Source organism: Halomonas sp. C22 (genome assembly GCF_007655045.1).
In the GTDB taxonomy this organism is placed as follows: Bacteria; Pseudomonadota; Gammaproteobacteria; order Pseudomonadales; family Halomonadaceae; genus Vreelandella; species Vreelandella hamiltonii.
In genome coordinates, this window is the sequence record NZ_VBVC01000003.1 from 167,438 (window position 1) to 182,223 (window position 14,786).

General features: G+C 62.5%; 12 protein-coding genes and 1 pseudogene. 8 read left to right on the forward strand and 5 right to left on the reverse strand.

Features of this window, described 5'->3' with window-relative positions:
* The first annotated feature begins 16 nt into the window (after positions 1-16).
* Genes FEU76_RS07460 through FEU76_RS07475 form a run of 4 tightly spaced genes read left to right on the forward strand, consistent with a single transcriptional unit; the run spans position 17 to position 5,084 of the window.
* Entirely contained in the window at positions 17-1,546 is a 1,530-nt protein-coding gene (locus FEU76_RS07460; protein WP_039176575.1) for a glucan biosynthesis protein, read from the forward strand.
* Positions 1,539-3,497 carry a glucans biosynthesis glucosyltransferase MdoH gene (mdoH, locus tag FEU76_RS07465; RefSeq protein WP_144981776.1) on the forward strand — a complete coding sequence of 653 codons (1,959 nt, stop codon included), beginning with the start codon at positions 1,539-1,541 and terminating at the stop codon, positions 3,495-3,497. The genes FEU76_RS07460 and mdoH overlap by 8 nt, the downstream gene beginning before the upstream one ends.
* On the forward strand, positions 3,498-4,277 hold the full coding sequence (locus FEU76_RS07470) for an FkbM family methyltransferase (RefSeq protein ID WP_039176583.1): 780 nt from the start codon (positions 3,498-3,500) through the stop codon (positions 4,275-4,277).
* A gap of 36 nt (positions 4,278-4,313) precedes the next feature.
* Positions 4,314-5,084 (forward strand): creatininase family protein, encoded by a 771-nt coding sequence (locus FEU76_RS07475; protein ID WP_144981779.1) that lies wholly within the window; start codon positions 4,314-4,316, stop codon positions 5,082-5,084.
* A gap of 81 nt (positions 5,085-5,165) precedes the next feature.
* Here FEU76_RS07475 and ribA read toward each other — a convergent pair whose 3' ends face one another.
* A complete protein-coding gene (gene ribA, locus FEU76_RS07480) occupies positions 5,166-6,269 on the reverse strand; it encodes a GTP cyclohydrolase II RibA (protein WP_144981782.1) in 1,104 nt (367 codons plus the stop codon).
* Positions 6,270-6,462: 193 nt separating this feature from the next.
* On the opposite strand from ribA, the gene FEU76_RS18705 reads away from it, so the two are divergent.
* Positions 6,463-7,197, forward strand: a complete 735-nt coding sequence (locus tag FEU76_RS18705) for a RibD family protein (RefSeq protein ID WP_235263875.1) — start codon at positions 6,463-6,465, stop codon at positions 7,195-7,197.
* 111 nt (positions 7,198-7,308) lie between these two features.
* Here the strand turns inward: FEU76_RS18705 and FEU76_RS18710 are convergent.
* From FEU76_RS18710 to FEU76_RS07505, 4 genes and pseudogenes are all read right to left on the reverse strand, one after another.
* Positions 7,309-8,121, reverse strand: a pseudogene (locus tag FEU76_RS18710) (lysylphosphatidylglycerol synthase transmembrane domain-containing protein); the annotation flags it as partial.
* Between the two features lie 58 nt (positions 8,122-8,179).
* On the reverse strand, positions 8,180-10,111 hold the full coding sequence (locus FEU76_RS07495; protein ID WP_144981785.1) for a glycosyltransferase: 1,932 nt from the start codon (positions 10,109-10,111) through the stop codon (positions 8,180-8,182).
* Positions 10,108-10,506 (reverse strand): 6-pyruvoyl trahydropterin synthase family protein, encoded by a 399-nt coding sequence (locus FEU76_RS07500; RefSeq protein WP_039176600.1) that lies wholly within the window; start codon positions 10,504-10,506, stop codon positions 10,108-10,110. The genes FEU76_RS07495 and FEU76_RS07500 overlap by 4 nt, the downstream gene beginning before the upstream one ends.
* 14 nt (positions 10,507-10,520) lie before the next feature.
* The gene (locus FEU76_RS07505) at positions 10,521-11,519 is read right to left on the reverse strand and encodes a zinc-dependent alcohol dehydrogenase (protein ID WP_144981788.1); all 999 of its coding nucleotides are present in this window, start codon (positions 11,517-11,519) and stop codon (positions 10,521-10,523) included.
* A gap of 260 nt (positions 11,520-11,779) precedes the next feature.
* Between FEU76_RS07505 and FEU76_RS07510 the strand changes: the two genes are divergently transcribed.
* The 3 genes from FEU76_RS07510 to FEU76_RS07520 all read left to right on the forward strand — a co-directional run bounded on the left by FEU76_RS07510 (position 11,780) and on the right by FEU76_RS07520 (position 14,780).
* Entirely contained in the window at positions 11,780-12,514 is a 735-nt protein-coding gene (locus FEU76_RS07510; protein WP_144981791.1) for a CDP-alcohol phosphatidyltransferase family protein, read from the forward strand.
* Positions 12,515-12,640: 126 nt separating this feature from the next.
* On the forward strand, positions 12,641-13,573 hold the full coding sequence (locus FEU76_RS07515; RefSeq protein ID WP_016914618.1) for a CysB family HTH-type transcriptional regulator: 933 nt from the start codon (positions 12,641-12,643) through the stop codon (positions 13,571-13,573).
* Between the two features lie 106 nt (positions 13,574-13,679).
* A complete protein-coding gene (locus FEU76_RS07520; RefSeq protein WP_144981794.1) occupies positions 13,680-14,780 on the forward strand; it encodes a sulfate ABC transporter substrate-binding protein in 1,101 nt (366 codons plus the stop codon).
* Positions 14,781-14,786 lie beyond the last annotated feature (6 nt).

Sequence of the window (14,786 nt, forward strand, 5' to 3'; positions counted from 1 at the left end):
CGAAAGGAACTCGATAATGGGCTGTCGTACCGCTGCAAGCTGGATGATGTCGCTGGGCTGGTTGTGTTCTGTCTCTGCCATGGCCAGCCAGGAACAAGTACTTTTCGACTCTATCATAGCGCAGGCCCAGCAGTTGGCCGAAGCGCCCTATCAGGCACCCGAAGCCACCCTGCCGGAGGCGCTGCAATCGCTGGACTATGACGGTTATCGGCAGATTCGCTTCGATCCGGAGCGCGCCTACTGGAAAGACGAAAGCCCGTTCAGCCTGCAGCTTTTTCACAGCGGCTTTCTGTTTCAAACGCCGATCACGCTGAATGTGCTGGATGGCGAGACGTTGTCTCCCTTGGCATTCACCAAACAGGACTTCACCTACGACGGTGCGGCCAGCGAACTGCTGGAGCATGACCTGAGCGGCAGCGGTCATGCCGGCTTCAGGCTCCACTACCCTATCAACGACCCGGACTACGCGGACGAATTTGCGGTGTTTCTGGGCGCCAGCTACTTCAGGCTGGTAGGCCAGGGGCAAGCGTATGGGCTCTCCACACGGGGCCTGGCCATCGATACCGCCTCCGAGCGGGGGGAGGAGTTTCCGGCGTTTCGTGAATTCTGGCTGGTCAAGCCCGAGCAGGATGACGAGAGTGTCACGCTCATGGCGCTACTGGATAGCCCATCGCTGAGCGGCGCCTATCGCATCACGCTGATACCCGGTGAACAGACCGAAGCCGAGGTGGAAGCCGAGCTGTTTGCTCGCAGCGACGTGGCCAAGCTGGGGGTTGCCCCACTGACCAGCATGTTCACTTTTGGGGAGGCAACGGCTCAACGACCCGACGACTTTCGCCCTCAGGTACACGACTCGGATGGGCTGCTGGTTCACACCGGCCAGGATGAGTGGATATGGCGCCCGCTGCAAAACCCCTCGGCCCTGCGTATCTCCGCGTTCATGGACCATGATCCACAAGGGTTTGGCCTGATGCAGCGAGAGCGCCACTTCGATCGTTATCTGGATCTGGAAGCTCACTATCATCGTCGCCCCAGCCAATGGGTCGAACCGATTGGCGACTGGGGGGAGGGCCATGTCGAGCTGGTCGAGATCCCCACGCCGGATGAAACCCACGACAATATCGTTGCCTACTGGGTAGCCGATGCGCCACTGAAGGCGGGTGATTCACGCAGGCTTCACTACCGCACCTATACGCTGAACACTCAGCCCGAGCAGCACGCTCTGGGCCGCGTGATTCGCACGCGCCAAGGCAGTGCTGCCGTCCCTGGAGAAGCCGATTCTGCGTCTGCCGACCAGCGCCAGCTGGTGGTCGACTTCATGGGCGGCCCCCTGGAAACGCTGGCCGAGGATGTCGTACCGGAGCTGGACATCAGCGTACTGGACGGCGAAGCCCAGCTTCCCCAAGTGAAGCGGCTACCCGACCATGGCTGGCGGGCCACCTTCCGTTTGCCCTCCGATCGCCCCAGCGATATACGCCTGCGCCTGACCCACGACGGGGAGCCACTGACCGAGAGCTGGAACTACGTATGGTATCCCGATGCCTAGTTCGACGTCTCTTGGCCCCCTCATTCCCTGGCTGAATGCCCGCCGTACGCTGCTGGCCACGCTGGTCATCGGCACCAGCGTGGTTGGCTGCCTGGTCATGGCCAACGTGGTCGCCAACCTGGCGCTCGGCTGGCGCATCGTCATGCTGGTGCTGTTTGGGCTGACCTTCAGCTGGATCGCCCTGGCCTTCTGGGGAGCGGTATGCGGCTTCATCTTGTGCAGCCTGCGGCTGGACCCTCTGACCTTGAAACGTCAGTCTCATAGGCCAGCCCTCAATGCGCTATCCAGCAAAACGGCCTTGATCATGCCGATTTATGCCGAGCCCCCCATCCCCACTCTGGCCGGTCTCGAAGCCACCTGTCGCTCGTTGCTCCAGGAAATGAGCAGCAACCCTCACTATGCAGCCACCCCGTTACAAGCGCATTTCGAGGTGTTCATCCTCAGCGACACGCAGCAGGCTGACCAGGCCGCCGAAGAGGCCGCCCATGTGGCCGCCTTGCAGCAGCGGCTGGCCGGTCAAGTGGCCGTGCACTATCGGCGGCGGCCGGACAATCGCGGCCGCAAGGCGGGCAATATTGCCGAGTTTTGCCGTCGCTGGGGGCGGCGCTACGACTACATGATCGTGCTGGATGCCGACAGCCTGATGAGCGGCACCACCTTGCTGCATCTGGTGCATCAGATGCAGCGCTACGCGGGCGTAGGGTTGATCCAGACCGTCCCCTTGCCGGTAGGTCAGCGCACCCTGTTCGGCCGCTTCATTCAGTTTGCGTCAGCGCTGTACAGCCCCATGCTGGCGGCAGGTCAAAGTTTCTGGCAGGGCGACGCCGCCAACTACTGGGGGCATAACGCCATTATCCGCACCCATGCCTTCATGGCCCATGCCGGGTTGCCGACCCTGCCTGGCAAGCCCCCGCTGGGCGGTGAATTATTGAGCCACGACTTTGTCGAGGCCGCCCTGCTCAAGCGGGGCGGCTGGCAAGTGCTGCTGGATACCTCGGCCACGGCCTCCGCCGCCTCGCCCCTGCCCTTGGCAGGCAATCACAGCCTCGAAGCGATGCCCAGCAACCTGCTGGATTTTGCCAAGCGTGATCGGCGCTGGCTGCAGGGCAACCTCCAGCACCTTCGGCTGCTGACCGGTGCCGGGTTTCACCCGATTAGCCGATTGCACTTTCTGTTTGGCGCCTTCGCTTATCTCTCATCGCTGGTATGGCTTGGGCTCTTGCTGTGCACCAGCTTCATGGTGGGTTATCAGGCCATCGACAACGGCGTGCCTCCGCTCTTGCCGCACAGTCTCTCCCTTGGCCTGCTCAGCGTGACGCTCGGCATGCTGCTGGCGCCCAAGGTACTCGGCCTTGTGCTGGCGCTGTGGCAAGCCCCCCGCGCCTTCAATGGCCGCCTGGCTCTCATCGTCAGCACGCTGCTGGAAATGCTCTTCGCCGCCCTGATCGCACCGTTGATGATGGCGTGGCATAGCCTGTTCATCATCAATGTGTTGATCGGGCGCGCCATCGATTGGCAGACCCAGCATCGGGGCGAGCGCTCGCTGAGCTGGCGGGAAAGCTGGCGGCACACTGGCTGGATGACGCTGTGCGGCAGCCTCTGGGCAGGCTTGATGATCCTTTTTTCACCCTCGGCCTTTGGCTGGCTGACACCTGCCTGGCTTGGCCTGGTCGCGGCAGCTCCGCTGGTGAAGTACTCCAGCAGCGGCACTTGGGGCGGGGTGGCCAGCCAACGGCTGGGGTTGCTGCATATCCCCACCGGCTGCCCGACCCCACCCCTGCTGCAAGACTTCGCCGACCTGTGCGCACGTCACTCCCAAAGTCTGATCGTCAGTGGCTCGGCCACCCCCAACCAGCCGCCACGGGAGCAGTTCGGTGACATGCCCAGCCAACCGTTGAAGGCCTTGTCCTCGCGCCGAAACGCCGCTTCCCGTGCCAAGGAGCCTCATTAAATGCCTTCATTGACCCTGGCACCGCTGCGCCGTGCAGGCGGCATGGCTCGCTCGCTGTTCATTTACTGGCGGCCGGGGCGGCAGCGCAGCCTGCAACGCCTTTATCGCCCCTTCATCGCGCCTGGCGACATTGCCTTCGATGTGGGTGCACATCTGGGAGATCGCAGCGCGGCATTTCAAGCCCTGGGGGCCAGGGTCATTGCTCTGGAACCCCAGCCAGCGCTAGCCAAGTGGTTTCAGCGCTTGCTGAAACGCCCTGACATCACCCTGCTGCCGCTGGCCGTGGGGCCTCAGCTCGGCGTCGCCGAGATCGCTATCAGCGAAGGCAACCCCACCCTGTCCACGCTGGCCAACGACTGGCGCCATCAGGTAGGCGAGCGCAACCCCGGCTTTCATCACGTGCGCTGGGAGCAGACTCTCCAGGTCGACATGACCACTCTGGACGCACTGATCGAACGTTATGGCACCCCGCGCTTTATCAAGATCGACGTGGAAGGCTTCGAGGCCGAGGTACTGCAGGGGCTCCATCACCCCGTTGCGGCCCTCTCCGTGGAGTTCGTGGCGGGCATGCTGGAGGTCAGCCACGCCTGCCTGGAAGAGATACAGCGGCTGGGGGAGTATCGCTTCAACGCCATTGCAGGCGAGCGCCGCCGATTCCTCTTCGAGCAGTGGCTAACCCCAGAGGCCATGCAACAATGGCTCGCCCAGGGAGCGGGACAGTTGGCGTCGGGGGATATCTACGCCTGCCGCCACGACCATCCGATACTCACCGACGCCTAGCACTCAGCCGTACCGATCACCCTTGAAGAGACTGTTATGGTTCATGAATGGCAACACCTGACCGCGCCCAAACTTCAGGCCCTGGCCCAGCGCCAGCCCATCGCCCTCATCACGCTGGGCGCCATCGAGCAGCACGGCACCCACCTGCCCCTGGGCACCGACCTAATGATCGGCGAGGGCCTGCAGGCGGCCATGCTGGCGCAGCTCCCCAACGACATCGAGGTGCTTTGTCTGCCCCCAATGGCCATCGGAGCCAGCGATGAGCACGCCAGCTTTTCAGGCACCCTGAGCCTGCCCGCCAGGCTGGCCATCGAGACGTTGGAAGCCTACGGCGACAGCATTGCCCGGGCGGGCATCCACAAGCTGGTGATGATCAACAGCCATGGCGGCAACAAGGCCGTGATGGACTTGGCGGCCCTGACTCTGCGCCAGCGCCACGCCATGCGCGTGGTCAAGGCGACCTATACTCGGCTGCCGCCGCTGGAAGGTGCCCTGGCCGCCGATGAGCTGCGTCATGGGCTGCACGGAGGGCTGCTGGAGACCTCGATGATGCTGCACCTGGCCCCCCAATGGGTAGACACCGAAGGGTATACGCCCACGCCCCCCGCCACGCCTCCCGAAGGTGGCCTGCTGGGCGCCGAAGGCAGCGCGGCCTATGCCTGGTTGGCAGAAGACCTGAGCCCCCACGGAGTGGCGGGCGATGCCCGTGGCGCCAGCGCCGACCTGGGCGAACGATTGGTGCGCCACTATGCGGGCCTGCTGGCCCGCGTAGTGGAAGAAACCGCTCGACTGCCCTCCCTGAACTGACTCTCTTGACCATAAAATGCCGCTGGCCGGGTGCTGGCTCAGCGGCAACGATTAAGTGTTCAGCGGTTGACGCCTGATGCTTCAGTGGCCACGGCTCTCCAGCACGTCGTCCAGAAAATGTCCGGCCCGGTTGGCCTTGGCACTCAGGTAGCGATGGTTGTGATCGGTCACGCTGCCATACAGGGCCTGACGCGAGACGACCTCGATCCCCCCTTCCCGCAGGGCCGCCATTTTCAGCGGGTTGTTGGTCAATAGCTGTACCTGATGAATCGACAGCGCATTGAGCATATCCACCGCCACCGCGTATTGCCGCTCATCATCGCCAAATCCCAACACCTGGTCGGCGTCCACGGTATCCAGGCCACTGTCTTGCAGGGTATAGGCGCGCAGCTTGTTGGCCAGGCCGATACCCCGCCCTTCCTGCGCCAGATACAGCAGCACGCCACCGCCCATCCCCTGGATATCGGCCACGGCATTACGCAACTGCTCACCGCAGTCACAGCGCAAGCTACCGAACAGGTCACCGGTCAAACAGGCAGAGTGCATGCGTAGCGGCACGGGGCCTTGCTGGGCTTCGGGCTGGCCGATCACCACTGCCACGTGCTCGCGCAGGCCATCGGGCTCGCGAAACAGCACGAAGCGGCTATGCGGCGCGTCTTCCAGCGGTATGCTGGCTTCACTGACCCGCTTGAGCATGCCGGGCGCACCGGCCAGGCACTGCAGGGCTTCTTCGGCACTGACTTCCAGCAGCTGCCCCTGGCGCACCTGCTCGGCCACGGCATGGCTGGCCTGCTCGCTCACGTCAGCGGTGAGGGCTGCAGGCACCAGCAGCGCCCGGCGCATCAGGGTGACGGCACCGCGCTCGGCCGCGCCTGCGGGTTTCAAGCCGCTCAGCAGCGCGCTCGAACGCGCCTGACCAGGCGCCAGGGCCAGCTGGTGCAGCTCATGCTCGCCGATCTGTTCGGCCAGTGGCAGGCAGGCAGCGTCGGCCTTGAGCGACAACCCCATGGCTTCCAGCCGATGGCGGGTCAACACCATGGCCGTACGCGAGCCCGATAGCGCCGCCAGCGCCGCTACCGAGCGGCTACCCTCCAGCGCCTGCACCAGCAAGCGCTGCTCACCACTGCGAATCACGACAGGTAAACCACGGCGAATATCAAAAATGGCGCGTTCAATGTGATACATGTAGGCCTCCGGATTGCCTAGTCGTCTGAACAAAGGTCACTTGCGTTGCGCTACCTGGCCCCGCATGATCAATGGGTGTATCCAATAGGGAAGCGTTATGCCCGACTCCAGTTCTTCTGCTCGATACTCCCCGGCCCTCAATGATGAGGCGGCCTGGGAATGGTTGATCGCGTTGAGTGCCACGGCACGGCGCATGACCGAGGCGTCTACTCTTCCCCCTGAGGCCCAGACGCCACAGGCCGCTGGGCCGGACGTTCAGCAGTGGCTCGATTGCCTGACCCCGCTGGCCGCCAGGCCCCAATGGGTGGTCGCGCAGCTGGGCCAGAGCCTGGATGGGCGTATCGCCACGGAAAGCGGCCATTCCCACTACATCAACGGCCCTGAAAGCCTGGTGCACCTGCACCGGCTGCGCGCCCTGGCCGATGCCGTGGTGGTGGGCGCCGGCACCGCTGCGGCCGACAACCCCCAGCTCACCGTGCGCCATGTCAATGGGCCCAACCCGGTTCGCGTGGTGCTGGACCCGCGCGGTCGCGTGCCCACCACCTTGGCGCTGTTTCAACCAGGCGACGTGGCGACGCTGCACATCACCGGGCCTCAGGTAGCCCCGCTGAATAGCGCTGCCGAGCAGTGCTGCCTGCCGCTGAATGCCCATGGTCAATTTCAGCCCCACGATGTCATTGCGCTGCTGGCAGAGCGCGGATTGCACCGCGTTCTGGTGGAAGGTGGCGGCATCACCATTTCCCAGTTCATCGAAGCCCAGGCCGTGGATCGCCTGCACCTGCTGGTGGCCCCGCTGTTGATTGGTTCGGGGCGGCCCGGGCTGGTGATGACCCCCATCGACACCCTGGAGCAGGCGCTGCGCCCCACGATGCGCTCGTTCCGATGCGGCGCCGACACGCTGTTCGACGTCGAGCTGCGCCGCTCCTGACGCGGCAGCCCCCATGGCCCCTTCACTCGAAGAGGCCGGGGAGCTTGCCGGGCTCGCTTGGCCGCGCCGAGCCAGTGCCACGGGAATACCCGGCAGGCTGGACAGCAGCACCAGCACGCCATACGCCAGCGAAATGGCCACGCCCTGCGCAGGCGGCATGCCCACCAGCATCCATAAACCTGCTGCGGCGCCTTCGCGTACGCCCCACCCGGCTACCGAGAGCGGCACCAGCATGGAAAGCAGCAGCACCGGTGCCAACGCCAGCAGTTCAAAGGCAGGTATCGGACTGCCAATGGCCCTGGCCGCGCACAGCATGACCACGCCATAGCTGATCACGATGGTCAGCGACGAGCTCAGTTGCAGGGGCCATACGCGACGCTGAAACAGCCCACGACGCAGGTCGCGCCCCAGGCTTTGGCACCAGCGCGGTAGCGCCAGCCGTTGGCGACGCACCCAATGTATCAATAGCGCAAGCCCCGCCATGCCCAGCAGGGCACCAGCCGCCAATGACATCAACACCACAGGCCCCAGCGCAGCGTGCCACATTGGCGATGCCAGCAGTGCTGCCAGCGTGAGCAGCGCCACGGCCACCTGACCAGACGCGCGCTCGATCACCACCGCTCGCCAGGCGCTGCCACGGGAAGTGGCCTGGCCCGCATGGCGATGCGCGCGCCCGGCATCTCCCAGCACCCCGCCTGGCAGCAACTGATTGACCAACAGCGCCAGGTAGTATTCACGCAGGGCGTAGCCAAAACGCAGCGGCACGCCGATCAGCCCCGCCGTAAGCTGCCAGCGCCACGCACTGAGCATGACCTGCAGCACGCTGATGGCCAGCGCCAGAACCATCCAGCCCAGCGAGAAGCGCTGCACTTCGGCCATGATATCGGCAGGTTCGACCCACAAGGCAACCGCCAGCAGCAGCATGCCGCTGACCAGGCAACGTCGTACCCAGGGCGCACGCCAGCCGCGCGCGAACACCTTGCTACCCCGCCACCGCTGGCAGTGCCAGCAGATCGTGATGGCCTACCCACACACCCCATTGGCCACGCTCCACGGCGTCCAGCCTGGCCGTGCGCCATTCGGCAATACGCGTGGCCGCTTCCGGCGCCTGCTCCGTGGCGGCGGCGGCCCAGCCCTCTATCAGCGAGCGAATCAGCGGCTCATGGGTGGTGTCTCCTGCGGCCAGTTGCCAGGGCGTGGCAGCCTCTTCAAGGCTATACCCCTGGCGCTTGAGCGCCTCCGCGAGCGCCGCATGGGCGTGGCCTCCCAGCGCCTCGCCCAGCCCCTTGTCACGCTGCTGGTGGGCATTGAACAGGCCGCGTACGAAGCGATCTTCGGGGTGATCGAGTGGCTGGTGCTCCGCATCGATGAAGCGCCACTCCCCCGTCACGCTGAGACTGACCAGCAGCGCCTGCCGCTGCTCGGCGCACTGGGCGGCCAGCGCATCGAGCCACGGCTGGGAGACCAGATCGATGAGCGCCGAGGCACTGACCACATCGGCTTCCAGCAAGGCAGGGTGCGCCAGCGTCGCCAGCGAGGTGCAGTGGGTTGCCACCTGGACGGGCTGGCCACGGGCATCGTGGAGCTGCATGGCACGGCCACGGGCTTCCTCGAGCAATTCAGGGTCGTGGTCGAACAATGCCCAGCGCTGAGGAACGCTCAGCCGGGGCACCAAAAACTGTACGTTGCTGCCCCGCCCACAGCCCAAATCTGCCAGGGTGACGCTGTCACGGTTGGCCAGCCAGGCATTCAAACCTGCCACCAGCGCGCTGCTGCGCGACTGGCTATCCACACGCTCGCGCTGGCTGAGCCAACTGGATGCAAACTGGCTGCCTGCGGGCATGTTCGGCGCGGCTCCCATGTTCAGCGCGCTGGCAAACTGGGCACCCGCCGCCTGCCAGTCATTGAGTTCTCCGCGTGCGACCGCAGCGCCTGCCCGCAGCGCCGTGCGTAGCGTCTGGTCGCGACAGAACTGCTCCAGCGCCGCCTGCAATGCGGGCACATCGCCAGGCGCAACGCTCAAGCCAGCGCCTTCGGGTAGCGTATCGCTCAGGGCGCCACCGGTGGTGGTGATCACGGGCAGGCCATGGGCCAAAGCTTCGGTCACCACCATGCCGTAACCTTCGTACCAGGAAGGCAGTACCAGCGCGTGAGCCCGGTGATAGGCAGCTTCCAGGGTGGCGGCATCACACTCACCGTGCAGCGCGATGCGCTCGCCCAGGTGGTGCTCTTCCACGCGCTGGCGGACGCTGGCGCTGAACTCGGCGTCTCGCTCGGCACCATAGCAGTCACACTGCCAGGGCAGATGGGTCAGCCCTGCCAGCGCCTTCACCAGCACATCCTGCCCTTTGCGCGGCGTCAGGGTGGCAACGCACAGCAAGCGCAGGGGGTCACCCTCACGCGGCGCCGGGCTGATAGGGGCATGCGCCACGCCAGGCTCCACCACGCTGATCGGCGCAGTGAGCGGCACGGCGTACTGCTCGGCCAGCGCCTTCAAGCGCCGCGCGGTGAAACGGCTGGTCACGATGATACGCGCCACGCAGCCAAGCCCCGTCAGCTCACTGCGGTGCAGATGCTGCTGCTCATCGCTGGACAGCCCCTGCTCATCCCCCAGCGGGTGATGCAGCAGCGCGGTCAGGTCCAGCCTGTCGGCATGTCGTGCGACCACGTCGGGCAGCGCGCCTACGGCCAGGCCATCTAGAATCACTCGGGCGCCTGACGCCTGCTGCTCCAGCGCGTGGGCCAGGGCGCTCGCCGCGACCTCATCGGCCAGCGGGAAGCGCCCTTCCAGGCCCACCACCGTCACCTGGAGGCCCTGCTCGCGCAGCGCCTCCACGATGCGGGCATCATAAAGATAACCGCCGGTACGCTGACCAGGGTCGCCGGCCACGATCAGGGTAAATCGTTGGCTCATAGCTCGCCTTCGTAGCTTGCCCAGGCCACATGGGATTCATGCAGCTTGATTTCCATGCGGGTCAGCCCCTTGGCGGTCTCTCCCATCCTGCCGCCACGAATCGCTTCGGCCAGCTGATCGAAAATCACCTTGGCCATGAATTCGGTGGTGGTGTTCTGGCCGGTAAACTCGCTCACCTCGTCCAGGTTGCGGTAGTTGTATCCCGCCAACACTTCCTTGACGGTTTCACTGGCCAGCCCGATATCGATGACCAGCCCATCCTCATCCAGCGCAGGGCGCTGAAAGATGACATCCACCACATACGTTGCCCCATGGGTACGCTGCGCAGGGCCGAAGATATCCCCTTTGAAGCTATGGGCAATCATGAAATGGTCGCGAACACATAAACGGTACATGGCAACTCCTTGGGTTATTCAGGTTCATCCTGAACGGGGTAACGAATGCGATGGCACAATGCCTTGCTGCCCGGGCCAAACAACGCCGGCGCCAAGGCAGGCAAGTCCATGAAATTGCTCTCACCGCTGATCAAGACATCCAGCGTCGGATCAGCCAGCAGGCGCAACGCCAGGGCCAGGCGACGCTGGTAGTTCCAGCGAGGTTGCAGCTTGGCAGGCAGCTGGCCCACCTGGCTGGCGCGCAGGGTCAAACGTTGGGAATGGAACGCGCCGCCCAGGGGCAGCGCCACGTCACCCTCCCCGAACCAGCTCATTTCGATCACGCGCCCTTCCTGGCCCACCAATGACATGGCCAGGCGAAGGCCCTCAGGATGACCGCTGGCATGAATCACGCAATCCTGATCCGCAGGGGCCTGCTCCGGCAGGGCAAACGGCACCCCCAGGGCATCGGCCAACGCCTCACGCTCGCCATTGATATCGATGAGCTGCACCTGCACCCCAGCAATACGCGCGCACAGGTAAGCCACCAGCGCACCCACGACGCCGCCGCCCACGACACATACCCGTTCACCCAGCATGGGGTTGGCATCCCATACGCCGTTGATGGCGGTTTCCATGTTGGCGGCCAGCACCGCCCGGTAAGCCGGTACGTCAGCGGGCACCGGCACCACCATGGTGGCCGGGACGATATAGCGGTCCTGGTGGGGGTGAAGACAAAATACGGTCTGGTCGACCAGCGCCTGAGGGCCATGGGTCACGCGGCCTACACTGCAATAACCATATTTGACAGGGCCAGGGAACTCCCCCACCTGAAAGGGCGCGCGCATACGCTGGGTCTCGCTGCTCGGCACACGGCCATGAAACACCAGCGACTCGGTGCCTCGACTGACGCCGCTGTAAAGCGCACGCACACGCACATCGTTCTGGCCCATGGCAGGGAGAGATTCGGACTGGATTGCACCGTGGCCTGGGCGGGTGACCCAAAAGGCCTGAGCGGTATCAGGCACTGACATGACATTTCCTTATCGTTGAAGCGCAAGTTCCCTGCGTTGACCCAAGCCTTTGCAAGAGTTGGCGACTTTTCAAGGGCTAACCTATAGCTTAGCTTAGAAAAGAAAACGGTCTATTAACGTTTATTAACCTTCGTGACGCGGCTCGACAGCCGACCACGAAAGCACAAGCAGCGCACCATATCTATACAACAATGATACATTGATAAATTATTGCACCACTAATTTCAACTGCGGATGACGATGCCGCTTCGAGAGCCTTCATGCCCCCAGCCTCACACACTTCGGAATCGCCACGCTTCAATCGGCTTCATAGCGGCCTGGAGCTGCTGCTGGGGGGCCTGTTACTGGGCGGTTTGGGATGGCTCATGGGTCCGCTCATGGCGAGTGCCGCCAACTGGTGGTCAGCCGTCGGCTTATATGCCGTGATGAGCGCGCTAGTGCTGTTGTTTTGGCCCTACGGTGCGCTGGGCTGGGCGAATAGAGTCACCCTCGGGCGTGGTGTACTGGTGGCACTGGTGGCTGGCGCCCTGGTGGGCGGCGCCTTTCAACAGGCCATTGGGCTATGGCTGGGTGTCGCCGTGATTGCCCTGCTGCTGGACGGCGTGGACGGCTGGATTGCCCGCCGCACCCACAGCCACTCGCCCTTTGGCGCACGCTTTGACATGGAGCTGGATGCCCTGCTGATCCTGCTATTATGCCTGGCCCTGATGCGCGCAGAAGCCCTGGGCTCCTGGGTATTGCTGATTGGCGCAATGCGCTATGGCTTCGTGGCAGCAGGATGGCTGCTGCCTTGGCTAGAGGCGCCGTTGTACGACAGCTTCCGCCGTAAACTGATCTGTGTCTGGCAGGTCACGGCACTCCTGTTGGCACTGACTCCCTTCACCTCCCCCCTTTACGCCAGCCTGCTGGCCCTGGGAGCCCTGCTCAGCCTGGCTTACTCCTTTGGGGTAGACGTATGGTGGCTGTATCGACGGCGCCGCACGACCACGGGCTGATTGCCATGCGGCGCCATTCCGCTGCGAGCGATAAAGATATCGCAAAATATAATTATGGAATAAGAGCATTGATTTAATATTCTTTTCACGAATATCAAATCACATATGGACTGGGTAACGCTCGCTATGAACTTACAGCAACTGCGCATCGTGCGTGAGACGGTACGCCAGCATTTCAACCTGACCGAGGCTTCCAACGCCCTTTTCACCTCGCAATCTGGTGCCAGTAAACATATTCGGGATCTGGAAGAAGAGCTCGGCGTCGAGCTTTTCGAGCGCCGTGGCAAACGCATTCTTGGGCTTACCATTGCGGGCAGTACGCTGATGGACTTCATCGAGCGTATCCTGCTCGATGTCGAAAACCTCAAGCGCTCGGCCCATCAGCTCACCCACGAAGACCAGGGCAGCCTGGCCATTGCCACGACCCACACCCAGGCACGCTATGCGTTACCACCGATCATTGCCCGTTTCAAACAGGCCTTTCCCAAAGTGCATCTCGAGCTTCATCAGTGCAGTCCGGAAGAGATCGTCTCGCTGCTCAAAGCGGGCAAGGTGGATATCGGTATCGCCACAGAGGCACTGCACGAGGAGGGGCAGCTGTTTGCCTGTTTCCCGTTCTACCATTGGTACCATGGAGTCGTGGTGCCTGAGGAACACCCCCTCAACGATGGCCTGCCGCTCACCCTGGCACGCATTACCGAGCACCCGATCGTGACCTACCATGAAGGCTTCACTGGCCGAGCACGCATTGATACCGCCTTTTCTGCAGCGGATGTGTACCCGGACATCGTGCTTACCGCGCTGGATGCAGACGTCATCAAAACTTACGTAGAGCTGGGAATGGGCGTTGGGCTCATTGCCTCCATGGCGTACCACGAGCAGCGCGATCAAGGATTGAAACTCCTGGATGCAAGCGCCCTCTTCCCTCGCAATACCACCTACCTGGCCCTGCGCCGTGGCCACTTCCTGCGTGGATATGCCTATCAGTTCTTGAAACTCTGCCGCGAAAACCTGGACGAAGAGACGGTTCAGCGCGTGTTGGCAGGGCGGCCCCTTTAATCACAAAAAAATATAAGCAATCCGTTTTTTATTGGTTAATTTGCATAACGACTCTCCCTTACGCTGTGTTCATCAACACCATTGATCGACACAACAAACGATCATCATGATCATCCTGGGAGCCGCAAACATGCCAACCTTGTCATTCCGTCAAACGTTTTCCAACGCACACCCGCTGACCAAACTGGCCGCCGCTGTACTGTTCAGCAGTGCAGTGGTCGCCGGCGTGATGGTCAGCAGCCCCAGCCATGCGCAAAGCGACCGCGTCGAGCTGCTCAACGTCTCTTATGACCCTACCCGCGAGTTCTATCGCGAGTACAACGATTTATTCAATACGTATTGGCAAACCGAGCACGACCAGACTGTCACGGTTCGCCAATCCCACGGCGGCTCAGGCTCACAAGGCCGTGCCATTATTGATGGTATTGATGCAGATGTTGCAACACTTGCTCTTGCCTACGATATCGATGCACTTCATGAGCGCGGAAATCTGATACCGCAGGATTGGCAGTCGCGCCTACCCAATAACAGCTCGCCCTACACCTCCACCATTGTGTTGCTGGTTCGTGATGGCAACCCAAAGAACATCCAGGATTGGGATGACCTAGCACGTGAAGACGTAGAGGTCATTACCCCTAATCCGAAAACATCAGGTGGTGCACGGTGGAACTTCCTGGCGCTATGGGGTTATGGATTAGCGCAGTTCGATGGTGATGAAGAGCAGACTTACGAGTTCGTTCGTCAAGTTTACGAAAACGTTCCCGTGCTGGATCCTGGTGCCCGTGGCGCAACTAACACCTTCGTACAACGTCGTTTGGGGGACGTTTTCATCGCTTGGGAAAACGAGGCCATCCTATCTGTAGAGCAGTTGGGCGCAGGTGATTACGAAATTATCGTGCCATCCTTAAGTATTTTGGCAGAACCACCTGTCACCATCATTGACACCAATGTGGACCGAAAGGGCACACGAGAAGTCGCTGAGGCTTATTTGGAACATCTCTATTCGGATGAAGCGCAGCACCTAGCGGCTAAACATTATTATCGCCCTAGCAATCAGGAAATTTTGGCCGAGTACAGCGAAGAATTCCCAGGGCTAGAGCTTTTCACGATTGATGACGTCTTTGGTGGCTGGCAAGAAGCCCAACCACGCTTCTTTAACGATGGCGGTGTCTTCGACGACATTCTTGCAGCGATCAACACCCAATAATCGCGT